The sequence below is a fragment of the Desulfothermobacter acidiphilus genome, assembly GCF_052073645.1.
Lineage (GTDB): Bacteria > Bacillota > Desulfotomaculia > Desulfotomaculales > Ammonificaceae > Desulfothermobacter > Desulfothermobacter acidiphilus.
The window spans coordinates 95924-120041 of record NZ_CM125440.1 but is presented as its reverse complement, the minus strand read 5'-3'; the positions used below and the strand labels follow the sequence as shown (position 1 = coordinate 120041).

General features: G+C 55.9%; 26 protein-coding genes and 1 tRNA gene. 4 read left to right on the top strand and 23 right to left on the bottom strand.

Going from position 1 to position 24118, the window contains the following annotated elements; translation table 11 throughout:
* Positions 1 to 38: 38 nt before the first annotated feature.
* Positions 39 to 746, bottom strand: coding sequence for an SdpI family protein (locus ACTLLP_RS00715; RefSeq protein WP_441059795.1), 708 nt, complete (start codon positions 744 to 746; stop codon positions 39 to 41).
* A complete protein-coding gene (locus ACTLLP_RS00710; RefSeq protein ID WP_441059793.1) occupies positions 695 to 1036 on the bottom strand; it encodes an autorepressor SdpR family transcription factor in 342 nt (113 codons plus the stop codon). The genes ACTLLP_RS00715 and ACTLLP_RS00710 overlap by 52 nt, the downstream gene beginning before the upstream one ends.
* Positions 1037 to 1217: 181 nt before the next feature.
* Between ACTLLP_RS00710 and ACTLLP_RS00705 the strand changes: the two genes are divergently transcribed.
* Positions 1218 to 2438, top strand: a complete 1221-nt coding sequence (locus ACTLLP_RS00705) for an ISL3 family transposase (protein ID WP_441059791.1) — start codon at positions 1218 to 1220, stop codon at positions 2436 to 2438.
* Between the two features lie 107 nt (positions 2439 to 2545).
* On the opposite strand, the gene ACTLLP_RS00700 is transcribed toward ACTLLP_RS00705, so the two are convergent.
* From ACTLLP_RS00700 to ACTLLP_RS00655, 10 genes are all read right to left on the bottom strand, one after another.
* Entirely contained in the window at positions 2546 to 3973 is a 1428-nt protein-coding gene (locus tag ACTLLP_RS00700; protein ID WP_441061533.1) for an ISLre2 family transposase, read from the bottom strand.
* Positions 3974 to 4052: 79 nt separating this feature from the next.
* Positions 4053 to 4610: a PH domain-containing protein gene (locus tag ACTLLP_RS00695; protein ID WP_441059789.1), complete on the bottom strand. Its 558-nt coding sequence runs from the start codon at positions 4608 to 4610 to the stop codon at positions 4053 to 4055.
* A 303-nt stretch (positions 4611 to 4913) separates the two neighbouring features.
* Entirely contained in the window at positions 4914 to 6632 is a 1719-nt protein-coding gene (locus tag ACTLLP_RS00690; RefSeq protein WP_441059787.1) for an ABC transporter ATP-binding protein, read from the bottom strand.
* Between the two features lie 63 nt (positions 6633 to 6695).
* Positions 6696 to 7274, bottom strand: coding sequence for a hypothetical protein (locus tag ACTLLP_RS00685; protein ID WP_441059785.1), 579 nt, complete (start codon positions 7272 to 7274; stop codon positions 6696 to 6698).
* A complete protein-coding gene (locus ACTLLP_RS00680) occupies positions 7258 to 8241 on the bottom strand; it encodes a radical SAM protein (protein WP_441059783.1) in 984 nt (327 codons plus the stop codon). Before ACTLLP_RS00680 ends, ACTLLP_RS00685 begins: the two co-directional genes overlap by 17 nt.
* Before the next feature lie 6 nt (positions 8242 to 8247).
* Positions 8248 to 8769, bottom strand: a complete 522-nt coding sequence (locus tag ACTLLP_RS00675; protein WP_441059781.1) for a PH domain-containing protein — start codon at positions 8767 to 8769, stop codon at positions 8248 to 8250.
* Positions 8770 to 8928: 159 nt separating this feature from the next.
* Positions 8929 to 9282, bottom strand: coding sequence for a PH domain-containing protein (locus tag ACTLLP_RS00670; protein WP_441061529.1), 354 nt, complete (start codon positions 9280 to 9282; stop codon positions 8929 to 8931).
* Between the two features lie 381 nt (positions 9283 to 9663).
* Positions 9664 to 9897: a hypothetical protein gene (locus tag ACTLLP_RS00665; RefSeq protein ID WP_441059779.1), complete on the bottom strand. Its 234-nt coding sequence runs from the start codon at positions 9895 to 9897 to the stop codon at positions 9664 to 9666.
* Between the two features lie 128 nt (positions 9898 to 10025).
* Positions 10026 to 10553, bottom strand: coding sequence for a hypothetical protein (locus ACTLLP_RS00660; protein ID WP_441059777.1), 528 nt, complete (start codon positions 10551 to 10553; stop codon positions 10026 to 10028).
* Between the two features lie 213 nt (positions 10554 to 10766).
* Positions 10767 to 11177 (bottom strand): hypothetical protein, encoded by a 411-nt coding sequence (locus tag ACTLLP_RS00655; RefSeq protein ID WP_441059775.1) that lies wholly within the window; start codon positions 11175 to 11177, stop codon positions 10767 to 10769.
* A gap of 324 nt (positions 11178 to 11501) precedes the next feature.
* Here ACTLLP_RS00655 and ACTLLP_RS00650 point away from each other — a divergent pair, with 324 nt between their 5' ends.
* The 3 genes from ACTLLP_RS00650 (at position 11502) to ACTLLP_RS00640 (ending at position 13553) form a co-directional block, all read left to right on the top strand.
* Positions 11502 to 12905 carry an ISLre2 family transposase gene (locus ACTLLP_RS00650; RefSeq protein WP_441058089.1) on the top strand — a complete coding sequence of 468 codons (1404 nt, stop codon included), beginning with the start codon at positions 11502 to 11504 and terminating at the stop codon, positions 12903 to 12905.
* 114 nt (positions 12906 to 13019) lie between these two features.
* Positions 13020 to 13096, top strand: a tRNA-Trp gene (locus ACTLLP_RS00645).
* Positions 13097 to 13163: 67 nt separating this feature from the next.
* A complete protein-coding gene (locus ACTLLP_RS00640) occupies positions 13164 to 13553 on the top strand; it encodes a TIGR04086 family membrane protein (protein WP_441059773.1) in 390 nt (129 codons plus the stop codon).
* On the opposite strand, the gene ACTLLP_RS00635 is transcribed toward ACTLLP_RS00640, so the two are convergent.
* From ACTLLP_RS00635 to ACTLLP_RS00585, 11 genes are all read right to left on the bottom strand, one after another.
* The gene (locus ACTLLP_RS00635) at positions 13542 to 14744 is read right to left on the bottom strand and encodes a M24 family metallopeptidase (RefSeq protein WP_441059771.1); all 1203 of its coding nucleotides are present in this window, start codon (positions 14742 to 14744) and stop codon (positions 13542 to 13544) included. The two genes, ACTLLP_RS00640 and ACTLLP_RS00635, sit on opposite strands and share 12 nt — an antisense overlap.
* Positions 14745 to 14812: 68 nt before the next feature.
* On the bottom strand, positions 14813 to 15820 hold the full coding sequence (gene hypE, locus ACTLLP_RS00630; RefSeq protein ID WP_441059769.1) for a hydrogenase expression/formation protein HypE: 1008 nt from the start codon (positions 15818 to 15820) through the stop codon (positions 14813 to 14815).
* A 3-nt stretch (positions 15821 to 15823) separates the two neighbouring features.
* Positions 15824 to 16930: a hydrogenase formation protein HypD gene (gene hypD / locus ACTLLP_RS00625; protein ID WP_441059767.1), complete on the bottom strand. Its 1107-nt coding sequence runs from the start codon at positions 16928 to 16930 to the stop codon at positions 15824 to 15826.
* Positions 16887 to 17147 carry a HypC/HybG/HupF family hydrogenase formation chaperone gene (locus tag ACTLLP_RS00620; RefSeq protein WP_441059765.1) on the bottom strand — a complete coding sequence of 87 codons (261 nt, stop codon included), beginning with the start codon at positions 17145 to 17147 and terminating at the stop codon, positions 16887 to 16889. The genes hypD and ACTLLP_RS00620 overlap by 44 nt, the downstream gene beginning before the upstream one ends.
* Positions 17138 to 19450 carry a carbamoyltransferase HypF gene (hypF, locus tag ACTLLP_RS00615; protein WP_441059763.1) on the bottom strand — a complete coding sequence of 771 codons (2313 nt, stop codon included), beginning with the start codon at positions 19448 to 19450 and terminating at the stop codon, positions 17138 to 17140. Before hypF ends, ACTLLP_RS00620 begins: the two co-directional genes overlap by 10 nt.
* Positions 19396 to 20076 (bottom strand): hydrogenase nickel incorporation protein HypB, encoded by a 681-nt coding sequence (gene hypB / locus ACTLLP_RS00610; protein ID WP_441059761.1) that lies wholly within the window; start codon positions 20074 to 20076, stop codon positions 19396 to 19398. The genes hypF and hypB overlap by 55 nt, the downstream gene beginning before the upstream one ends.
* Positions 20030 to 20428: a hydrogenase maturation nickel metallochaperone HypA gene (gene hypA / locus ACTLLP_RS00605; protein WP_441059759.1), complete on the bottom strand. Its 399-nt coding sequence runs from the start codon at positions 20426 to 20428 to the stop codon at positions 20030 to 20032. The genes hypB and hypA overlap by 47 nt, the downstream gene beginning before the upstream one ends.
* Positions 20429 to 20484: 56 nt before the next feature.
* Complete coding sequence (locus ACTLLP_RS00600) at positions 20485 to 20976, bottom strand: hydrogenase maturation protease (RefSeq protein WP_441059757.1); 492 nt, start codon at positions 20974 to 20976, stop codon at positions 20485 to 20487.
* 77 nt (positions 20977 to 21053) lie between these two features.
* Positions 21054 to 22517, bottom strand: coding sequence for a Ni/Fe hydrogenase subunit alpha (locus tag ACTLLP_RS00595; RefSeq protein WP_441059755.1), 1464 nt, complete (start codon positions 22515 to 22517; stop codon positions 21054 to 21056).
* Positions 22517 to 23476 carry an NADH-quinone oxidoreductase subunit B family protein gene (locus ACTLLP_RS00590; RefSeq protein WP_441059753.1) on the bottom strand — a complete coding sequence of 320 codons (960 nt, stop codon included), beginning with the start codon at positions 23474 to 23476 and terminating at the stop codon, positions 22517 to 22519. The genes ACTLLP_RS00595 and ACTLLP_RS00590 overlap by 1 nt, the downstream gene beginning before the upstream one ends.
* Positions 23477 to 23479: 3 nt before the next feature.
* The gene (locus ACTLLP_RS00585; protein WP_441059751.1) at positions 23480 to 23917 is read right to left on the bottom strand and encodes a hydrogenase iron-sulfur subunit; all 438 of its coding nucleotides are present in this window, start codon (positions 23915 to 23917) and stop codon (positions 23480 to 23482) included.
* Between the last annotated feature and the right edge of the window lie 201 nt (positions 23918 to 24118).

Sequence of the window (24118 nt, the reverse complement as noted above, 5' to 3'; positions counted from 1 at the left end):
TCTTTCGACCGAACCAACTTTCACCATGAAAGCCCCTCTCACCCCCTTTGCTCGCCAGACTCCTTGGCTTCCAGGGAGCGGTAACACAGAAAGGAAAACACTACCGGCACCAGGACCATCAGGGTGGTGACGGCAAAAAAGGCTATCTCGTACCAGAGCCCATGAAAGAAGGCCAGCACGAGGCAGATGAGGCTTCCCAGCACCCAGACCCGGCCCGCTAGGCGGTGCGTCCGCCGCCACACTTCTTCGCTGGCCAGGGTCCAGGGAGTTCTTATGCCCACGAAGTAGTTGTGCCGCACCTGCCCCATCACGTTGCCGGTAGCGAGAAAAAGCAAGCTTAGGCCCATCTTGACCGCCAGCCCTATGTCCACAGGGTAGCCCAGGGCCGCAGCCATCCACACCCCGTAGATGCCGGCCATGAAGAGCACGAAGCCCCAGCGCAGCAAACGGTAGGCGCCGGAAAAGCGCGCGTAATTGCGGCGGCGCGGATCTATGAGGGGAGTTACCAGCATCAGGAGGTAAATTCCCAGCGCCAGCAAAGGTGCGGTGAAGGCACCTTGCAGGCGCGTGCCGTAGCCGTCCACTTCCCCCTTCCAGTTCCAGTGCACCGGCACCCGCTCCGGCAGCAAAGGATAAAGGATGAAAGCCGCTGCCAGCATCCCTCCCAGAACCAGCCATAGGGGCCAGTCGGGCTTCAAGCTTCCCCAGGAGAGAGTATAGTTCTGGGCCGCGTCTTCCCTCGGCACCTGACCTCACCCTCCTTTTTTCGTTCCCTCTCGGCCATCAAATCCATCACCCAGCCCACCACCTCCTGAAAGACGGTGGTGTTCAAGGAGTAGAAAATGTTCTGGCCCTTGCGGTAGTCCTGCACCAGATGGGCTTGCTTCAGGACGTTCAGATGGTGGGAAATGGTGGGCCAGGAAAGTTCGAAGTGCGCCGCGATCTCCCCGGCCGTCAAATCTCTCTCCTGCAAAAGCTGCAAGATCTGCCGCCGCGTATCGTCGGCCAGCGCCTTGAACACCCGGCTTAAAGACATAAGGCTAGCCCACCTTTAGAAATTTAGAAAACGATCTAAATAGATTCTAACCTGGCAGCTCCAGATTGTCAAGGCTCCGTCGGCTCTAAGCTAAAAAGTGTGGAGTAAGAAGGAGGAGGCGGCCGAAGAGCCAAGGGATAGTTTAGCACACCACAACCCCAAAGGAGGCTCTCGACCGCCTATGAAACAGTTTATAGCGGAACTTCTGGGACTGCAAGGATGGATTATCTACCGGGTAAAGATCGAATCAGATAGGATTGACGTATACGCCGGGCGACCGAGGAAAGAAGCCAACTGTCCCTCCTGCCAGACCCTTACCCGGCGGGTTCACGACCGGTCGCGCGAGTGGAGGCCAAAACTGCACACCCGATGCAACGGGCTACCGGTTTACCTCTGGGTACGCCCCCGCCGGTTCAAATGCCCGAATTGCGGGAAGGTATTCACTGAAAGATTTCCGGGTATCAGACCTCGAGCAAGAAGAACCGAGCGGGCGGAAGCAGATTGGCTCGAAAACTTGAAGGACCGCAGCTTTCGCAGAGCAGCGGAAGTGGTAAGGACAAGTCCCGGCACCCTGCGCCGGCTGCTTCTAAAGCAAGTGACCAATCAGGTGAACATCGAGGAGGCCCTTAAAGATCTACCGGCTTTGGCTTTAAGCATAGACGAGCACAGTTTCAGGGGTCAGGACATGATGATCACCGTTACCTGCGTGTGGCCCGAGCGAAGGCTTATCGCCATCTTACCGGATGACCGGCTTAAGACGCTGGAGAAGTTTTTGAAGGAGCTGCCGGCTTCGGTGCGCAGGCGCATCAAGGCGGTGTGCATCGACTTCAAAGACGGCTGGCGCAAGCTTATAAAGAGGGTGCTGCCTGGAGTGCCTGTGGTGGTTGACCATTTTCACGCTCTTAAAGATGCCAACCGGCGTGTAGACGAGGCGAGGCTAATAGAGCAGCAGGTAACCGGGCAGCGTATACCTCGTTGGCCTCTGGTGAAGAACGAAGAGGATTTGACCGAGCGCCAGGCAGCCCAGCTTGCCATGATCAGGAGGCGGTACAGGAACGTGGCCCATTTTCACTGGGCCAAGGAGCAGCTACGCGACGTCTATCGTGCCTCCTGCCGGAAGGAGGCAGAGCTAATCCTGGATCGTCTGATCTTAAACACTCGGGAGGCGAGCGACGTTGCGCTGGTTCAATGGGGGAGAACGCTTCGTAGCTGGAGGGAAGAGATTCTCGCTTATCACAACTGGCGGGTTACCAACGGTTACACCGAGGGTGTCCATACTAAGATCAAGCTCCCCAAGCGGATAAGTTACGGTTTTCGGAACCGCGGGGTCTATGTGCGAAAGATGCTCTTAGCTTTTCTCCCCTTGGCTTGGCTGATCTCCCCTCCACACTTCTTGACCTAGAGCCGGCTCCGTCTTCTGAAGTGTGCGTCAAGAGTTAGTAGGTGAACTCGGAGAGGAAATTTCCTGGAATTTGAGACCACGCCGCCTCAATCCCGCCTCGACCAGGCTCAAGCTAGCTCAAAGCTAGGCCGGCTCAACTCCCGCAGCACATACTTCACCCATGGAGCCCCGGCAGAAGGTCCTTTCAGTGCCGGCAACCCTGCTCTAAGCCAGCTCCCTGCTTCCTCTACCTTCCGCTTCACCTCCACCTGCACCGCCTGGGCCAGATGCTCCTGCCCGGCCAGCCTTAACTCCCACCGAGAAGTGTACTTCTCTAGCTCCCCGTTGGACCGCGCCGACAAAACCCGCGCCATCCTGTCTGCTCCTGCCTCCGTCCAGCTCGCTCCTATCCTCTTCATCCGCCACCCTGCCCCGTGCCACACTTGCCCCTCTATGGTCCCCAACCGCTCAGTACCAGGAGAAGTAATTATCCCAGACCAGTTCTCTTTCAAATAGCGCCAAAGCCCCTCTATCCTCTTCTTCCTGACTCCCCGAACTCCCCTCACTGCTTTGTTCAGAACCTCTTCCACCCTCTCCCACTCCCTCGAAGCTATGGCCTGCTTGGCTTCGTTGTAAGTCTCCTCGTCGTGCCAAAATGCCTCTACGAGCCGCCGGTTCAAATGGTAAGGATCCAAAACGTGCACTGCCCCGGGGAAGTAATCTACCCCCTGCTTGGCCCACTCCGCCCCGTCACTCCCAAGGTGTATCTCCTTCACCTGACCCATGTCCCACCGGCTCGCTACCCCAGAGTAAACTTCCTCCCACATCCTCTCCCCTTCGCCTACACCGCTCATTACCAGCTTGTCCTTTAAAGCCTTCCGTCCACCTCCAACTTCCTCTTTGCCCGTGTAAGCCACAAAGAGTCTTACCTCTTTCCTTTTCTCTTCGCTCCTCTGGAGTCTTATCACCATCCCGTCGGCCTCTATGTAAAGCCTGGAGGTCTTCTCTTTACCTCCGGGTGTCTCTCCCTTCTCAAAAACGGCTTCTCTCCTGGACTCTCCTTCCTGCCTGAGCGCTTCTCCTGCTTCCTGCACGGCCTGCCACACCGCCATGGGGCTGATCCCCGGAACAAGATAGCCTAGAATTTCTGCCGCTCGCCTGAAGGGCATGTCCACCCCTAGCTTCACCGCCATCTCTTTCAAGCGCGGTGTGCACCGGGATCTCTCCGACCAGCCCAAGGCCTGGTCAAGAAGAAACTTGGCTTCCCCCGTTTGCTTGTTCCGGTAAAGCCGCCTCTTTACTTTGAGTTCTCCAAAGCTGGTGACTAAGGTCCTTTCCCTGAACCCCACTACTTCCCAAACTCGCTTGTCCCTCGCGTTCATGAGGTGGGTGTCTATCTCTTGCAGAACCCAGGCGAAAATTCCGAGGGACATTTCTAAAGACCGCCTCTGCACTTCCTTCTCGAGTTGGTAAAAGTCGCGGCAACCGGTGATCAATTCGCTGATTTTTTCTCCAAAAAGAAGGATCTGGTCCACCAGAGGTTGAATATTTGAAATGGTTTGCATCGGACCTCGCTCCTCCTCGCTCCTTCTTTCAGTCCATGAAAGTTGTCTGTGAGGGGCGAGGTCTCCTCCTTCATGAACCTCCTCCGTCACCTACTGAAATTGTACGCTCTCTCTTCTGAAGGCGCTGCTTCACCGCTTCCACGAATCGCTCCGGCTCCGCCGGGGAAAGGTAGAAGATCTTCCCATCGGTGGTTTCGATGCGGACCATGCGCTTAAAAGTGGTAGCATATACTCTAACCCTCCTGCCATCCTCGTCCCGAAATGCGCCGTAGTAAGCGAACAAACCCTCATTTCCAAATTCGCGATCCAAACGCGGGTTTCCAGCCATTCCAATTTTTGCTATATGATTAAGTGGGATGACTATATCACCAATAACTCGCCTTACCTTTAGATCGTCACGGTTAATAATGTAAAGCCTTGGCGCAAACAAGAACGATGCTAATGTGGCAAGCACAATCGTAGCACATATGATAGACAAAAGCACAACATAGCCCCGCTGAATATGCGGGACTTTAACCAGAATAACAGATGTGAGTATTAAAACTGTAATAATTACTGAAAATATAAAGTATGTGATGAACTTGGCCTCCTCATCCTTCTCTGCTAATCTAAACGCCACCTGATCCATTATAATTCCCTCCTCCTCATGTAAATAGATTTACCGAGGCGGAGCAACCCAAAGATTATATGCAGCTGCCACCCAATATGCCACACCGAGTCCAACTTGGTTATAAACACCAGCGTACGTAGTTGCAGCCACAGCCACGCTAGCCAGTACAATAACGGGGTAGGTAACAAACGGTACATATACAGCCATTGGCCCAACCCCGCCATCGGAAGGATTATTCGTCTTCACCGACACGGCATCCACCGGGCGATCGAGCTCGAACTCGCGCACTTCCCTTCACCTCCTCCCCGAAATACGGGATCGCTAGTCTCCCACCCTCTGTAGCGCGGTTTCTCGCCAGCATAATTCATCGTAAATAGATGCGTAAACACCTCTTTTATTAATTAACTCATCATGTTTACCCTGCTCAATAACCATACCATTATCCAACACAATTATTTCATCAGCTACCTTAACTGTGGACGGGCGATGGGCAATCACTATGACGGTGGCAGTCTCCTTTAGCTCGGTTATCGCCCGGTGCACAACGGTTTCCGTTTCCGGATCCAGGAAAGAAGTGGGTTCATCCAGAACAACCACCTTGGGCCTGGTCAAAAACAGCCGTGCCAGGGCTATCCGTTGAGCTTCTCCGCTGGATAACTGAACTCCACCCTCCCCAATGCGGGTATGAAAGCCGTGAGGCAGCCGTATTATGAACTCATACGCCCCTGCCTTTTTTGCAGCCGCAATCACCTCTTCATCGCTCCAAGAAGCAAGCCCATAGCATATGTTTTCCAATATGCTGCCACTGAAGAGAAATTCCCCCGGTATCACGTATTTTATGTTTTCTCGCAGAGATTTTAAGGTCACCTTGCTTATGTCGGTTCCGTCAACCAAAATCCTCCCTTCCCAGGGGTCATAGAGTCTCACCAGCAGCCGCGCCAACGTGCTTTTCCCGACGCCGCTCCTTCCCACAACGGCAGTAATCTTCCGAGGCTCGAAAGTGACGCTCAAACCTTTCAGAATAGGCTTCTCCGGCTCGTAGCCGAACCAGACGTTTTCGAAAGCCACCCTGCCCTCCCCAACGCGGAGCTCACCAGCCTCCGGAAGCTCGCTCACCGCCGGAGCTACTCGGTAATACTCCAAAAACCGGTATAAGCTGGCACGCACATCCTGGAAGGAAAGTACGCTTCCTACCACGGAAGCTATTCGCGGGTAGAGCATCCCTGCGATGAGTAAAAAGGCCATGAGAGTACCCAGAGTCATCTGCTCTGCCAGCACCTGCCTTCCTCCGTACCACAAGATCCCAAAGGACCAGATGTTATTGATAAGCACCACCGATAGCTCCGAAAGCTTGCCCAGCATGAAAGACTTGATGTTAATGCGCACCAAGTCTTCAAGCCCCGCACGAAAGGTGTTAAGTTCCAGCTCTTCGGCATTTAGGGTTCTGGCCAGTTGGACGTTCCTGAACCTTTCCACGACAAAGCCGAATAAAAACTGTGCCTTCCCTTTCTGAAGCAGAGCATAATTTAGCAGCGGTTTTTGGAAACCGATGATTACAAACACCTGCAAGCCCAACACTGCAAACACGAAGAATGCCATACGCCAATTCCAGCTGACCATAATGGAAGAGATAACCAGGATAAAGATTAGATCAATGGGAAGTGCGATGAGCAACTGGTTGAAAAACCTTTGAATGGTATCGGTATCCCCAAAGATGCGATAGTTTATTTCCCCGCTTCTCTGCATGGATAGGAAATTTATCGGGGCTCTCTGGAGGCGATGGAATAAGTCGCACCGCATAAGCAATTTGGACCGCTCGAAGGCGTTGACCAGAACGAGGTCGGAAATAACCCCCGTAAAAAAGAGAATGACGAGAATCACGGCGCATACTACTAGCAATGGTAAAAGCAAATCTACTCGACCAGCATGAAAAATGACGTCGATTAAGAATTTGGTTATATAAGGAGTAGCCAGCCCGGTGAGGGAGAAGATGATGCTGGTGATAAAGCCCAGAAAAATGGCCCCGGCTTTACCCTTCAAGTAACGCCTCGCCAACTCCCATATGGCACCTAGATCCTTCCACATAGCCTCAAAAACTCCTCTTCAAAGCTTGGCCGGGGTAGCTCCCCGGGCTATAAGCTCCTGATAAAGCTTTTCCACGCCCGGATAGGCCACGACATAGTACTTACCGCCCGATTCAAGCACCACCTCGTGCGACGGCTCGCCGTGCCGGAAATACAGAGCCACCTTGCCGTTGGCAAACTTGAAGTATCCGGTGGACAATCCGGGGAGTCCGAGTCCGTTCGTTCGCAAAACAGGCCGCCAGGGACCTCCAGCCTCCACCAGCTCGACCCGAGTTCCTTTAAGCTCGATGGCCATGGGAGCACCCAGGCCGGTCTTTATCTCTAGCACGCCGTCCTTTAGCCAGACGCCCGAACCGGTGTAGGTCCCGGCCAAGATGGTAATAGCCAGCGCGCATGTCCCAAGCGCAAATAGTTCCGAGAATATAAAGGGGCGGAAGTTGCGGGAAGAGGGTGGCCGCTTAAATTGGCGCAAAATGGGACCAAGCAAGAGAAGCGGAGGCAAAACGATCGCTCCTCCTAGCACTACGATGTAAATGAAGGGATCTACCGGCACAAAGAAAGCTTTTAATACCTGCCAGAAGCTAAGCTGGTAGACCAACTTTTTTCGCCTCCCACCGGGCAAAAATTTCTTCTTTCCTTCCCGCCAGCGCCCGTAGCTTTTCCCGGCAAGCGGTAGCCAGGTAAAAGCAAGCTTCACACCTGCGATAGAATTTTTTGTCTATTCCCAGTTCGGTGAGTACCGATTCCGGTCCCTCCAGGTGCAGCCACCAGAAGAGCACGTTTCTTTGCATCCGCTCCACGATCTTCGGCAGGGTGGCTCCAGAGACCAGGCTGTCTACGGTCAGGATTTCCTGCGCCCTGGTGTTTATGATGTGCCCGCAGCAGAAGAGTACCTCGCCGCCCGGCAGGATGGTCAAGGTGTGGCCGGCCTCATCACAGCCACCCTGCTCTCTCTTTTCCAGGTCGGAAGGGAATAAGCGTGCCGGCAGCTTGCGCCGCGCCCTGCCCAGCGGAAACACATAATCTTCTAGAAACTTAACCTCCCTTATTCCGGCGTTCTTAAATACCTCGCGCAGGTAGCCGGATTTTATCCTGGCACCGGGATAAAGTACGGTGCCTACAACAACGTTCATTCCCAGATCGGCTGCCGCGCGCACGGCATTCAGTACGTTTTGCTCGCCGCCAAAGGCCTTGAGATGCGCGGCGTGAAAGTCATCATAGCTCACGTTGAGTTCGTCGAGGCCCGCCGCCCGGAATTCTCGCAAGAAATGATATGCCTTTTCCGGTGTTTGCGCCCACCAGGCGTTGGTCACCATGCGGGTGACAAAGCCTCTCCGGTGCGCTAGTTCGATCCCTTTTTTCAGTAAGTCCGGATAGAGGGTAGGCTCGCCTCCGGTAAAGACCACGACCCGAATCGACGGCAGAGTGTAAGCCTGCTCTATCGCCTCCCTCACCATACCCGCCGAGAGGACTTCCCTCCTGCTAGGCCCGGCACTAACGGAACAGTGGTCGCAGTAGAAGTTACACCTGTAGGTGGTGATAAAGGACAAAACTTGTGGGATCATCCCTGCTTACCTCCTTGAGAGAGTTTTTAGCTTCTCTAATCGTTGTCTCAACGCCTCTACGAATTTCTCCGGCTCCGCCGGAGAAAGGTAGAAGATCTTCCCATCGGTGGTCTCGATGCGGACCATGCGCTTAAAAGTGGTAGCATATACTCTAACCCTCCTGCCATCCTCGTCCCGAAATACGCCATAGTAGGCAAATAAACCCCCGTTGCCAAATTCGCGATCTAAGCAAACATTTTCTTGATTTGAAATCGTCACTATTCTATTGTAGGGAATACTAATGCTACCTATGACGCGCAATATTCTCAGGCTATCTTCATTAAACATATAAGCACGCGGTGCTAAAAGCGCCGCTACCAACGGAATAACCAATACTAATAAGAAAATGAAAGTAGTCCAATGTGTGAGAGGAGCGTTGGGCGGCACAATAGCTGCAAGTAAGAATATAACAAAAACCACAACAAAATACGATATGGTTCCGAACACTATCAGTTTTTCTGGCTTGGCTAGTTTTAATATTATTTTCACCTTAAAGTCACCCCTTATTAATAGCTCGTAGCGGGTAGATCTGCCGCCGCGTATTGTCTGGCAGCGCCTTGAACACCCGGCTTAAAGACATAAGGCTAGCCCACCTTTAGAAATTTAGAAAATGATCTAAATGGATTCTAACCTGGCAGCTCCAGATTGTCAAGGCTCCGTCTTCTGAAGGTGCTGCTTCACCGCTTCCACGAATTTCTCCGGCTCCGCCGGGGAAAGGTAGAAGATCTTCCCATCGGTGGTCTCGATGCGGACCATGTCCCTGAGGTTGGTAGCGTAAACTCGTACGGTCCGGTTATCGTCCTCGCTGAAAAAACGCCCGTAATAGCCTAAATACCCGGCGCTCGCAGCGACCTTGAAGCTCACTTGAACCTTTTCCTTGTATTCTATGGAGGAAATCTTATGTACTGGAATATAGAAACCGCCTAATGGCCGCTTGACTAGGATCCCTCGCTCATCGACACGATAAAAGCGAACGGTGAATACATGAACCAAGAACCACATGAGCAGCACAAAAATCTCTGCAACTATGGCTGCTAACATAGGTCCAATACTTAGTCCCACCCAGAAAAAGAAAGAGATAAGAGAGAGAAACAGAACCACAACAAAATATGTGCTGTATTTTGTAAACTTATCGCACTTGGCAACAAGAAAGACCACTACTATCCCACCACCTCTTGTAAACCTTACGCTGAAACGGTTTCTCCCTGGCATCCTCTTCCCAATGCTGCCAGCCAGTACTTACCTCGGCCAATTTCGCCCGCACTTCTGAGGAGTACTCCGGAGTGTAAACTCCGGTTCCCCCGCCAACATAGAGTCTTCATCCCCTCATTCTTCAGGTCAGACTCTAAGGCGGGTTATGTCCAATTTTGCTTACCTTCTGGACTAATTACCGTAAACCTTTGTGTATTTCCACAGATACTGAGCGTTATAAATGGCAACCCCCAGAATGAGGGCATAAGCAACAGTTGCAGCTGCACTGTGAACAAAACCAAGTATTGTAGCTGCAGCTACAGGAGTAACAACTACAACCTGCATGGGCCCAACTCCGCCACCAGAAGGGTTATTTGCCTTCACCGACACGGCATCTACTGGGTGATCGAGCTCGAACTCACGCACTCTCCTTCACCTCCTTCCTCTCTTTGTTTTAGAGGAAGGCGGTCCCCATTGCCGTCGCTCCCTACGGTGTGCTAAGATTTTCGTGGGAGCAAGGTGGCTCTCCGGCTACTTGACCATCAGGGGTGAGTTTAGCAAGTAGGGACCGCCTTGCTCTCTTTTACTGCCCGCTCCATCAGATCTACATAGCGAGCCAGCGAGCGCATTCCCCTCGCGAGAGCCTTTTCTTTCACTTTAGTTAGCACAGCTTCGCCTTCTTCACCGGTCAGCCTCTCCGCCAGGAATTCTTCATCGGTCGAATAAGCAAACACTTCCCACCCATCCTCCAGCTTACCCGCATATACAAAGGGCTCCAGAGCCTGGGAAGAAAGATTCCGGAAGGTGTACAGCACAGTATTGGCACATCTTTTAGATTCCGGGACATCCAAGTCTACGACAAAAGACATACGGACGACGGTGTACCCCTCTTGAGGTAGAAGCTTGGCATCCCGAACCCGGATGGTTACTGCTCCTTCGTCGACCAATTCCCTATCGATTACCCTTGCTAGTGCCAGATAAGGAGCTACATGAGCCAGATTGGTGGTAGCCAGCACCCTCAGCAGAGCCTGCCGGCTACATGCCTCAAGCTCCCTGTTATCCTTCCCCAAGGCTTCATTCAACTCCTCTCCCTCCCCTGATTATAACAGTTCTCCCTTTCTTTCCTGCCTTCCTGCTTCAGGAAATATCATAGAAGCAAAAAAAAAAAAAAAACAAGAGCTTAATTCCCCTATTTTATGCCAAATACCCGGATTAGAGGCCAACATTGGCACGTTACCTGCCGAAAAGAAAATAAAACTCCTTATACCTTCCTTTTCAGTGAAGATATAAGAAAACTACTGGTTTTTTGGTGCAGGAGGGGAAGTCTCGGCAAAGCCCTTCTTAAAGAAAGGAAGGCGGATCACTTCCGCCAGCTTGGAGACGGCGTAGGGAGCGAAGAGTCCCGCCTGGCAGATAAGAAAATAGTTCACCTTGTCGAGCTCCGGGAGAGGAGCTCCCTCCGCCAGCCGGTGAAGGATCACGGTGGCGATGCCGCCGTCCACCGCCAGGATGACGATAAGACCGGCCAGGGCGATGAGGCGGCTGGAGCTGGGCACCAGCACCGGCTCCCCTTCCCGGCAATCGACCACTTCCGAAAGGGCTTTCTTAAGAAAAGAAGGATCGGACCGGAGCATCCGGACGACCGGGTAAATGAGGGAACTGAAGATCAGAAGCATCACGCCGAAGGCCAACCCAAAGGAAGACAAGCACTACCCACTCCTTTAAAGGAGCTTTATCACACTCTATGCACCTTTCGCCGAAAGATGCCAGGGAGAAGCGTAGGAGCAGATGCGAGCTACTACATGAGCTCGAGCCGACGTGGCAGCGCTTCTCGGATCGAAGCTTGCGGGCCGAGCGCCTCATGTTAAGAGTCTTTATCCGAATTATTGATACCGGTCCAAAATCTGTTAGTGTAAAGTTACTGTAGGAATTTTGCAGGAGCTAAGGAAGGGGAGAAAGAAGAGAGACCTCACCGTCCTTGCAACGGACGAGTAGTTGCTTAAACAACCACTCAGGAGGGTGAGGTCTCTATGCAGATTATAAAGCAGATTTGGGAGAAGTTCCAGAGGGTAGCGGAGCTAACGTTGAAGGTTCTGGAGGAAGGGACCAACTTTTTAAGCTTCGAGGAGAAGCTCTGGCAGGAGCTTAATAACCTGGGACAGGAGGTTTTGAGGGAAGTTTTAGAGGCGAAAGACGCCTATCTTCGGGAGCACCGGGAAAAGCGGCCCGGCTGGCGGGTAGAGCGGCGAAACGATCCCAAAGAAGTACTTACCCTTTTCGGTCTGGTCAACTATAAGCGAACCTATTACCGGCACAAAGAGACTGGGGAGCGGGTGCACCTGATAGATCGGTTGGTAGGTTACGGGCCGCACGCACGGGTTGATCCTCTGGTTAAAGCACAAGCCTTAGAAGAAGCGGTAGATCTTTCCTACCGGAAGAGTGGCGAGAGGGTAGGGAGAGGCAATCGGGAGGTTGTGCTAAGCGGCGAAGCGGTGAAGAAGGTGATTCACAACTTTACACTGGAAGAACTGCCCGAGCCGCCTGGGGAGAAGCGCCGGGGGAAGGTTCTTTATGTGGAGGCGGATGAAGACCACGTAGCAGGTCAGGACGGGAAGAAGTACTTACCCCGGCTGGTTTACATCCACGAGGGGAAAGAGAAGGTGGGGAAAGACAGATACAGACTCAAGCGGCCTTATTACTTGGGAGGGCTTTACTCAGATACGGATGAGCTGTGGTTCGAGGTGTTGAGCTACATCGAGGAGCAGTACGAATTATCTTCTGTGGAGCGGATTTACCTCTGCGGTGACGGAGACAGGTGGATAAAGAAAGGGCTGGAGTTTCTACCGAGGAGCGTCTTTGTCTTAGATCTTTTTCACCTGGACAAGTACCTGGTGGCTGCTTTGGGGCGTGATAGTGATGGTTATAGAGAGATTTGGGCGGCCTTATGGGAGGGTGATGAGGTAAAGGTACAGGCGATTTTGCGGCGGGCGGGCAAAGCTGCGGCGAGTCCTGCGCGGAAGGAAGCGGTACGGGATTGCCGACGTTACATCCGGCGGAACTGGGAGGGGATAATGGCCTACCGGCTTTATCCCGGGGCGGAGTTGGGGGTAAGTGCGGAGGCGCACGTAAGTCATCTCTTCTCGGCACGGTTATCATCCCGACCGATGGCCTGGAGTGCTCGTGGGGTAGACCGGATGGCCCGGTTGCGGGTGGCGAAGGCGAATGGTGTTTCCTTGCGGGAGCAATATGTAGCCCGACGGAAGGAGGGCTTAAAGGCTTTAGAGATCGATAAGGCAGCTGTCGAGGAAGAGAGGCAGAGGCTAAGGAAAATATCGGGTGAGGTGTTCGATAATCTTCCCGCTCTACGGGGTCCGGTAACGTCATTAACCAGAGCCCTCAAAGCTTTGAGCCGGAACATCGATCTTCTTTGGTAGTTCGTCCTGGTCCGGGGACAGTGGGGCTCGAGACTCCTACAGTAGGTTGACACGATCCAAAATCTCCCCAAGTTGACTTCCGGAAAAACAGAGCGTATAATAGAGCCGGAAAACAGGGGAGTAGCTCAACATGGTAGAGCAGCGGCCTCCAAAGCCGCGGGCTGTGGGTTCAAGTCCTGCCTCCCCTGCCATTTTATTTTAAAGGCTTCTAACCCCTCCTCGACTCGCATAAGGATTTTACGGAGGAGGGGTTTAAAATTGCGTAGGCGCGAGGAAAAGGGATCTTTTAGCTTGCTGGCTGTAAGCCAGGGTACTTTCTGGGCGGCTTCCTCCGTGGCGGTCTTCACCCTTCTAACCGCCGCGCTTTTTTACTTTGCTCCTTTATCCGAGAGGCTTTTGCCTTACTTCGCCAGCTCCGGACTTTTCTTGGGAAGCTTTGTGGGCGGCGTCTTGGCCGTTCGTCGGGCGGCCGGCAAGGCGCTGCTGCACGGACTCGGTGTGGGTGCCGCTCTCTTCGCTTTACTGTGGCTTATTTCCCTCGTCTTCTACCCGGGACCGGTGATGACAGTCCACCTTTTAAAGAAGCTCTTCCTGCTCCTACTAGGCGGCGCCTTGGGAAGCACGCTGGGAGCCACATTATTCCCTTAGTGTTATTACCTGGACAGCATCGGGGTAGTTGGTGAGGCGCCGGGCACCGGAAGGAGTGACCTCCACCGTGTTTTCTATTCCTACCGCTCCCTTGCCGGGAAAGACAAACTTGGGCTCGACGGCTATCACCATCCCCGCTTCCAGCGGCTCCTCCACGCCGGGAGCCAGCACCGGGAGGTCGTTGAGTTCCAGCCCCACGCCGTGCCCGATGAAGCGCACCGGTTGCTGCCAGCCCTGGAAGTATTCCTTTAGCCCCGCCTTCTCGCTCATCCGGCAGGCCAGCTCGTAAAGAGAGGCCGGGCTCTTACCGGGACGGATTTCCTCTAAAACGGCCTGCTGGATCTCCAGGGCCACCTGGTGAGCTCTCTCCAGTTCCGGCTCTAGGCAGCCGATGACATAGACGCGGGTGGCGTCGGTGATGTACCCCCGCCAGGCAAAGCCGTAATCCACGTAGATGGGCTCGTTTTCCCCCAGGCGGCGCCAATTCGGACCGAAGGCGAAGGAAGGGTCCAAGCCCGGCCCGGATACCGGCCCGTCAAAGTAGGAGGGCTCAGCAGCACTGGGACCGGTAAGAAAGTGCCCCATGAAAAAGTCGGGGTTGAAGCCACGGAAGCGCACCAGCCCCTGGTGCCCCAGGCGGCGGGCCTCTCCCTCCAGGCGCCCCGCCAGGGCCACCTCCGTTTCGCCCAGCTCTACCAGGTGGGGAACGGCGGCCAGCATCTGGTCGAGCCGCCGTCCGCTCTCGCGCAAAAGCTCCAGTTCATAAGCTGATTTCACCGCCCGCTGCTTCCGGATGAGCGAGGAGATGTCCCGGAACTGGGTTTGGGGGAAAAGCTTCTGGTACTGAAAGTAGTAGCTCACCGGCAGGACGTCGAGCTCCAAACCCAGAGTTTGGGGGAGCCTGTAGCCGTGCTCTTGAAGTAGAACCGGGATTTCCCGGAAGCTTTGAAGCTCTACCACCCGCCCGCAGAGGGTGGTGGCACGCGCCCTCTCTATGTTACGGCGCACCAAGTAAATGGGTTCCCCCTCCGCTGGCAGGTAAAGGTGGCCGTTTTGAAAAGTGCCGGTGTAGTAAAAGACATCGGCGCTCTGCACTAGCAGGGCCCCTTCTGTTTCCTGCTCCCGCAAGGCTTCTTGCAGCCTCTTTGCTCTGGTGATAACATCCTGTCGCCAAGCTTCTCTATCGGTCAAGGTTCTCCCCCCAGCACAAAACGGAATAATGAACTTTTCCACTTCGCCGGCGAGAGGGGGAATCCCTGCTAGCAGATGCGGGGAAGGGGGGCGCCGGCCAGCATGTCCATGAGCTTGGTCCCTCCGAAGGCTGTTTTGAGGTAGACGCCGCCCTTTCCCTCGCGCACTTCGCCGATCACGGCCGCTTCCTTCCCCAGGGGGTGCTGCCGCATAACCGCCAGAGCTTTTTCTGCCTCCTCAGGAGCCACTATGGCCATGAATTTGCCCTCGTTGGCCAGATAAAGCGGGTCAAGCCCCAGAAGGTCGGCCGCCCCCCGCACCAGCGGAGAAACGGGGATGGCTCCCTCCTCCAGCTCTAGGTCTTTACCCGTGGCCAGGGCGATCTCCTTGGCCGCAGTTATCAGGCCCCCGCGGGTGAGGTCGCGCATGAGCTTCACCCCCTTGACTTGGGCCAAAAGCTCGGCGATTATGCCGTTGAGCGGGGCGCAGTCGCTTTTAAGCTGCTCGGCGAAGTCCAGACCTGAGCGTAGGGCTAAGATGGCCAGCCCGTGCTCCCCCATCCCTCCGTTCACTAAAATGCGGTCTCCGGGGGCCACACGGTGGTAGCCCAAATCCTCGCCCGGCGGGATAATGCCCACTCCAGCGCTGGTAATGAAGATCCGGTCGAGTTTTCCCCGCTCCACCACCTTGGTATCCCCCGCCACGATCTCCACCCCCGCCTCTTGGCAGGTGACGGCCATGGAGGCCACCACCCGCTCGAGCTCGGCCAAGGGAAGTCCCTCCTCCAACAGGAAAGAAGTGGTGAGATAAAGAGGGCGGGCACCGCTAACCGCCAAGTCATTAACCGTGCCACAGACCGCCAGCTTCCCTATATCGCCGCCGGGAAAAAAAGGGGGGCTCACCACAAAAGCGTCGGTGCTCACTGCCAGCCTACCCGTTGGCAGATTTAAAGCTGCGGCATCGGTGAGGGCCTGCAGGGCCTGACTGGGAAAGTAGCGCAAAAAAAGATCCTTCACCAGCCGGTAAGTAAGCTCTCCGCCATCACCGTGAGCCAGCAAAATAACATCGTCAACCAATCTTCAAACCTCCCGTTCATAGCGATAGTAGGCGGCACAAGCCCCTTCGGAGGATACCATGCAAGGACCCACAGGATGCGTGGGGTGGCAAGCCCGGGCGAAGAGGGGACAGTCCTTAGGGGTGAGCTTTCCCTTAAGAATCTCCCCGCAGGCGCAGCCCGGCGGCACGCGCGATTCCACGGTGGGAATCTCGAAACGCCGCGCCGCGTCGAAAGCGGCCAACTCCTCTCGCAGCCTGAAGCCGCTTTGGGGAATGCACCCGAAGCCCCGCCAGTAAGCGTCGTCAACCTCGAAGACTTCGGACAAGAGTTTCTGCGCTCGCGAGTTGCCCTCCTCCCGTACCACGTGGGCGTAAGCGTTACGCACCTCGGCCCGATCTGCCAGCAGCATCTCTAAAAGTTCGCGAATAGCGTCCAGGATTTCATTGGGCTCAAAGCCGGCCACCACTGCCGGCATCCGGTAATCTTCCATGAAGAGGTAGGCGCGGCAGCCGATGATGGTGCTCACGTGCCCTGGGAGGAGAAAGCCGTCCAGCCTCATCTCTGGATCGTCCAGCAGAGCTCGGAGCGCGGGAGGTACTAATTTATGCGAGACGTAAACGCTGTAATTCTTTACCCCGCGGCGAGCCGCGTCCCTGAGGCTGAGAGCCACGCCAGGAGCAGTAGTCTCGAAGCCCACTCCCAGGAAGACCACTTGCTGGGAAGGGTGGGCCTCAGCCCAGACCACCGCTTCGGCAGGAGAGTAAAATACCCTCACCTCGGCCCCCAGCGCCCGCTCCCGCTCTAGAGAAGAAAAACTGCCCGGTACTCGCACCATATCGCCAAAGGTGCCTATCACCACCCCAGGCAGACGGGCTAAAGTAATCATACGGTCGATGTCCGCCTGATCGGTGACGCACACCGGACACCCGGGGCCACTTCGCAGTTCCAAATAGTCTTTCAAGAGGCTACGGATACCCGAGCGGGAAATGGCCATGGTATGGGTTCCACAGACCTCCATAAAAATGAGCCGCCGCCCTAACCGGTCGCATACCTGGGCGGCCAGTTCCCTCACTTTACCGGCCAGCTTACGCCCGGTCTCCGGGTCTCTCAGTTTCTCCCACATCTGCATGTTTAAGAATTTCCTCCCATAGTTTGAGTCGCTCCTGGGCCTCTTCAAGGTCGATCTTCTCGATGGCGTAGCCAGCGTGAACCATAACGTACTCACCGACAGCTACTTCACCGAGCAAGAACGTGCTAATCCGCTGACGCACACCGAAAGTCTCGATTACAGCCAGGTACTCTTCCGGGTGGACTTCTACAACCCTACCTGGAATTCCTAGGCACACTTCTCCCACCACCTTCTATAGGCTACTACGGCTTGCCCCAAGCTCAAACCGGCATCGTTAGCCGGAATTTGCCGGTGATAAAGGACTTCAAATCCCGATTCCTGCAGCAGTTCCCGGCATAGGAGGAAAAGATAGGCATTCTGCCAACTTCCACCACTCAGCACCACGCGGCTAAGGCCAGAGTTTTCCGCCACGCGCTTTACCCCTTCCTTTACCATGAACGCTACCGTGTTGTGAAAGCGGGTGGCCAACAGCCGCCGGTCTTTACCCTGAAATAGATCCGCCAGGAGCTCCCGGAAGAGGGGAGCGGGATCTATGCGTTCGCCTTGAAAAGCGAAGGAGTAAGGGGGAAGCCGCTTACCTTCCGCCAGCGGCAAGGTGAGCTCTCCGAGTTCTATGGCCGCTTGCCCTTCGTAGGTTATCTCCCATCTCACCCCCAGGAGGGCAGCCACGGCGTCGAAAAGGCGACCACAGCCACAGGCCAGTGAAGCGTTCAACCGCCGCTGCACGATTTGTTCTAGCCATGCTAGTTCCTGGCCTTGCGAGGCGAAGAGCCGGCGGGACCACGCTTGTCCCTCCTCGCTCAGAAAAGTAAGGAGGTAGGAGACAGCTACCCGCCAGGGATGTTTGATGGCTGCTTCTCCACCCGGCAAGGGAACGTAATCTAAGTGATAGTGGCGCTGGAAGTCAAGGTAATCGCCAGTGATGATCTCGAACCCCCAGAGGCAGCCATCGCTGCCGTAACCGGTGCCGTCCAGAATAGCGCCGATAGCCGGTCCCTCCGCCCCGTTTTCCGCCAAGCAGGAGGCGAAATGAGCGTGGTGGTGCTGGACGGTGAAAAGTTGTTGGGCTTCGAGTTGCCGGGCTAAACGGGAAGAGCGGTAGTCGGGATGCAGGTCGCAGCTTACGATTTCCACCTTCACTCCCAGAAGTCTGGTAAAATTTTCTAGGCTGGTCTTCAGGTTTTCTTCCCCCTCCAGGGTGTCGAGCTCCCCTATGTGCTGGCTGAGGAAAGCCTCGCCCCGCCGCAGAAGACAGAAAGTGTTTTTCATCTCGCCTCCTATTCCCAGCACCACCGGCCCTTTCCCCGTCGGCACTTTGACCGGCTGGGGGACATAACCGCGCGAGCGCCGGTAGAAGAGGGGGGTATCCTCCACTACCACCACCACCGAGTCATCGCAGCGGTTGACAATGTCCCGGTTATGCAGCAGGAAGTAGTCGGCGATATCGCCCAACTCTTCCCAGGACTGCACGTTGTCCTTGCACAAGGGAAGGCCCGCACGATTCCCGCTGGTCATGACCAGCAAGGGAAGGGGTCCCTGCAAGAGCAGGAGGTGCAGCGGGGTGTAGGGTAGCATAACCCCCAAGGTGTTAAGGCCGGGGGCCAGCTCTTCCGGCAGGCCCACCCCTGAGCGCCGTTTCAACACCACGATAGGGGCCGCCGTAGAGGTCAGGAGCTCCTCTTCCAAAGGCCCGAGCTCGCAGAAGCGGCGCACCACCTCTAGATCCCGCGCCATGACGGCCAGGGGTTTGTGGGGACGCCGCTTGCGCTGGCGCAGTAGAGCCACTGCCCGAGGATCTAGAGCGTTGCAGACCAGGTGAAAGCCGCCCAACCCCTTTAGCGCCAGGATCTTCCCCCTTTGCAGAAGCTCCCAGCAATTCTTTCGCCAGTCTCCTTCTACCAATCCTCTCTGGGCGTTGTAGAGCTCGAGTTGAGGGCCGCAACGCGGGCAGGCCACCGGCTGAGCGTGGAAGCGCCGATCCAGGGGATCATGGTATTCGCGGGCGCAGTCCGGGCACATGGGAAAGGAAGCCATGGAGGTGCGCGCCCGGTCGTAGGGGAGCTCCTGCACAATGGTGAAGCGGGGGCCGCAGTTGGTGCAGTTGGTAAAGGGATAAAGATAGTGCCGGTCCGCCGGGTCGAGGACTTCGCGGGCGCAGTCAGAGCAGAGAGCCACGTCCGGAGGAACTAATGCCTCCTTCTCCTGCGCTCCCTGGCTCAAATCGATGTCGAAGGCGGAGTACCCCGCCAAGGGCAATTCCTCCACCACCAAGTCCGCAATGCGGGCCAGCCGAGGGGGGTGTTGTCGAAGCTCCTGGCAGAAGCGCTGCACCTTAGCTTTCTCCCCCTCCACTTCCACCACCACGCCGCGGGCATCGTTGCATACTCGCCCCTTGAGCTCGTGCTGGGAAGCTAAGTGGTAAACAAAAGGGCGGAAGCCGACCCCCTGCACCGTGCCTTTAATGGTCAAACGGTAACGGACGAGACCTTCTTTTTCCGCCGCAGTTGCTCTTCTAGCCATTGAAGCCATGCTTCCATCCCCTCTCCGGTCTTGGCTGAAGTCACAATGAGGGGAACCTCCGGGTTCACCTGGCGCACATCGCGCTCCACCTCCGCCAAATCGAAGTCCAAATAGGGGATGAGGTCTCCCTTGGTCACCAGCACGAGGCAGGCCCGCTCGAAAACCAAAGGGTACTTGGCTGGTTTATCGATCCCCTCCGTGACGCTAAGAAGCGCTACCTTAGCGTCTTCCCCTAGATCGAACTCGGCCGGGCAGACCAGGTTCCCTACGTTTTCAACAAAGATAAGGTCAAAAGGTCCTTCCCCCAACTCTCCCAGCGCTCGCTCCACCATAGAGGCGTTGAGGTGGCATACCCCCGCCGTGTTGATCTGCACCACTGGAATGCCCAGATGCGCGATGCGGGCCGCGTCGCGCACAGTATAGACATCCCCCTCGATCACCCCTATGCGCCACCTTTCCCGCAGGCGCCCTAGGGTAGCCTCCAACAGCGTGGTCTTGCCCGCTCCAGGAGAACTGATGAGATTCACCATAAGGCAGGAGTTCCGAGCCAGGTGCTCTCTAACCCTATGGGCCACCTCCTCATTGGCGCGAAGTAGCCGCTGCCCCATCACCACTTTTATTTCCATGCTCTTCCTCCTCGGTATCTCCCTCAAAAAAGTCCACATAGAGCTCCTTGCCGCTCGTTACTTCACACCGCTCGCCGCAAGTGGGACAAGCGTATTGGATATACTCGGGCGCAAAAGTGGCGCCGCAGCTACAGCAACGCAGCACCAACGGGCGCTCCTCGACCTCCAGCTCGGCCCCCTCGAAGATGGTACCCGGAGTTAGGGTGGCGAAAGCGAATTGCAGCAAATCGGGCTGGGCCAGAGTTAACTGTCCCACTACTAGCTTAACCCGGGTCACCTTAACAATCCGGTTGGCCACGGCGCTTTCCTCCACCATCTCCATCATCGACTGCACGATGCCCAGTTCGTGCATCTCCCACGCCCCCTTAAAGCCCTCGCGCTGAGCGGGAGCCGCCTCTAATAACTATTCTAAGGTACTTGGCCTGTCTTTTGCAAAAAACGTTCGATTTCCTGGCGGATCAGGGCCAGCGCCTGCTCCACCCCCGCCGCCACTTCGGGCGAAAGGGTCTCCCGCCAGAGCCCCAACTCCTTGGCCACGATACCGATGATCACCAGTTCCTGCGGCATCGGCACCCCCACCCGCCGGCCCCAGGCCAGAGCCTCGCGCACAGTGACATCGTGGGCGGAAAGCCTCCTCGCCCCTTCGGGTAAGTCGGCTTCGGTCAAACGCAACACCGACCCGGGCGGGAGATCGGCCACCATGGCATCTACTAGGATACCCCTCTCGGCCTCGTAGAGAAAGTCCAAAATGCCCAGCCCCGCCGTGCCGCAGGCCACCGCTTCCACCCCTGGGGGAAGACCCTCCTCCTGAAGACGACGAACCACCTCCAGCCCCGCGGCATCGTCCCCGCCGTAGGGGTGACCGCAGCCCACGATTATCAGACGCGCCTTTGCTCGCATTGTTCGCTCCTCCAAGGAAAACAGAGCCTCCCCAGGAATACTTCCCGGGAAGGCCCCTTTTACCTGCCGAATTGAGCTCAGCTGCGGCGGAACTGCTCCAGCAATTCCCCGTTGTGATTGTAAATACTGACCATTAGCGGCAACTCCCCCATCAACGCATGGGTAGCGCAGCTGAAACAGGGATCAAAGGCCCGGAAAGCCATTTCAATCATATTCAAAAGCCCTTCCCTGACAGCCACACCGGGCTTAATGAGGTGCTGAGCTGCCTTCTTCACCGCCATGCAGATGGGGGCATTGTTATTGGTGGTGCCAACGATGAGGTTGGCCTTGACGATGATACCCTTCTCATCAGCTTGGTAATGGTGCGTAAGGGTGCCGCGCGGCGCTTCGATGATACCCACTCCCTCTCCTGCCACTCCCTCGGGAATGTTGCGGATGTCGGGACTGGTGATCTCGGGATCGCGCGCCAGATCCCGGAGCTCTTCGGCCGCCTGCAGATTCTCGATCAAGCGAGCCCAGTGGGTGGCCAGAACATTGTGCACCGGTCGTCCTCCCAGGAAGTCGAAGAACTTCTGCCGCTCCTCTTCCGCCAGCGGCGTCTTCATGGCGTCGGCCGCGTTAATCCGCCCCAGTGGCGCTGCCTGATAAACCGAGGTGCCAGGGCCCTCCACAAACCCTTTCCAGCCCACCTTCTTCAAAAAGGGGAATTTAAGGTAGCTCCAGGGCTCTACGTGCTCGGCCACGTGCTCCAGGTACTCCTCTTCCTTGTAGCGTCCGATCTCCCGCCCCTGGGTGTCCACGTAGCGGACTTCACCGTCGTAGAAATCCGCCCGGTTCTTTTCGTCCACTATTCCCATGTAGTTAGTCTCCAGGCGGTAGGCGTCGCTCTGGATGAGCTCCAGATACTGCTTGTTCTTGAGCACCACGTCCTCAAAAAGCTTCAGGGAGAAGCGGGCGAACTCCACCTCGAACTCGGCCCATTCCTCTACCTGCAGCCGCTCCTCTTCGGTAAGCCCCTTGCTCACCCCGCCGGGGAGCATGAAGGCGGGATGCACCGGACGTCCTCCCAGCATGGTCTGAATTTCCTGGACCAGCCTCCGCGCCTTAATGACTTGACCACCAGTCTCCAGACCCACCTTGTTGATAAGACCCACGATGTTGCGCACCGGTGGGTCGGCTTCGGGACCCACGACGAAGTCGGGAGCCGCCAGGACGTAGAAGTGGGCCAGATGGCTGTGGATGAAGTGGGCGCTGTAGAAAAGCCGGCGCAGTTTCAGAGCTGTGGAGGTGGGCTTCACGCCGAACACCTTGTCTATCGCCTTGCCCGCGCAAACGTGGTGCGTGCCCGAGCAGACCCCGCAGATGCGGCTGACGATTCGGGAGACCTCTTCTGCAGCCCGCCCCTCCACGAACTTCTCGAAGCCGCGAAGTTCGGGGATCTGAAAGTAGGCGTTCTCCACCTCACCCCGCTCGTTAAGGAAGATTTCTATTTTCCCGTGGCCTTCGAGCCTGGTTATCGGATCGATCGTAACCCGCTGCATTATTTCCTCACCTTCCTCAGGAGCGAGGCTGGCAAGCCAAACCAATAAAGCATTCCCGCCGGGTCGGGGATCTGGTCCAGAATTTTGGCCGCCTCCTCCGGATTATTAGCATCGATAACCGAAGCCAAGGCGCTCACGTACTTGGCACCGTGATCGATCACCCCATCCAGCGGGCCGTAGCAGCCCCGGCAGGGCTGGTTGGCCACCGGACAAGCCGCCCCGCAGCCGCCCCGGGTGGCGGGCCCCATACAGGGAATGCCCTGCTCCAAGAGGCAGCGCTCCGGGTCGGGGATGATCTCGTGCACGCGGTAAAAATGCTTGATGGTTTTATTCTCTTTTATCCGGGGGCACTCCTCGCACACCGACTTGTTGGAAGCACCAATCACCGAACCCGGAGGGGGGAGCTTCCCAGAAGCAATGGCCTGAAAAACGTTCCATATCTGGTGGGAAGCTGGAGGACAGCCGGGCATAAGATATTCGACCGGCACTACATCGGCCAAGGTCTTGACCTCGTCGTAGAAAGCGGGTAGGGTGATTACCCCCTCGCGCATCTGGTTCTCCGTCTGGGGTAGAATGTGCCCTGGATTGTCGGTGGAAGGGCTCTCCCAGTAAACCCGGCGCAGAACGCCATCTCGATCCTTGAAATTGGCCAGCCCTGGGATACCGCCCATCATGGCGCAACTCCCGAAAGCCACCATCACTTTGGATTTGCGGCGCAGGAGCTTGGCCATGTGCTCGTTTTCCGAGTTACGAATGGCACCGTGGAAGAAGCAAACATCGATGTAACCGTCGGGGAAGGCCTCTACATCTTTCTCTTTGGTATCCATAGCAATGGGCATGAAGACGATATCGGCCGCTTGAATTATATCCAGAAACTTTTCGTGAGTGTCTAGAATGGCTACGTCACAACCACCGCAGTCGGCAGCCCAGTAAGAGGCTATTTTAATCTTCTCCGCCACGCCCTACGCCCCCTTCCCCGCAGCCGCTTTGTCTTTGAATTTAGAGGGACCCAAGCGCCGGATGGTTTCGGTAAACTCGGTGACCACTTGGGCAAAACGCGCTCCCTCCGCCGCCGAAATCCACTCCAGCCGCACCCGCTCGTCTTCCACTCCGAACTCCCGAAGCAGCTTCTGCAGGTACAGATAGCGGCGCATGGCTTTGTAGTTGCCACTCTCATAGTGACAGTCACCGGGGTGGCAACCAGCAATTAACACCCCGTCGGCACCTTCTTTCAAAGCCTTTAGCACGAAGGAAGGATCGACTCGACCGGAACACATAACGCGGATGATGCGAATGTTAGGAGGGTACTGGAAACGGGAGACGCCGGCCAGGTCGGCACCAGCGTAGCTACACCAGTTACAGAGGAAACCGATGATCTTAGGCTCAAACCTCTGCTCCATGCTTTCTTTCCCCTTTCTTCGTTAAAGGGTGTTCCTTTAAAAGACTCCGCCGCCCGTTCAAACTCGCGCTGGCCTCTTCGCACTGTCACCCCCATCCGTGGGAAGCTTTATTAACGCCAAGAGGTTATCTAATTGATAAAAATCTTTATTTTATCCGAGCCTCTTCGGAGACTCGCCTTTACTATAGCAGAAAACGGAGGG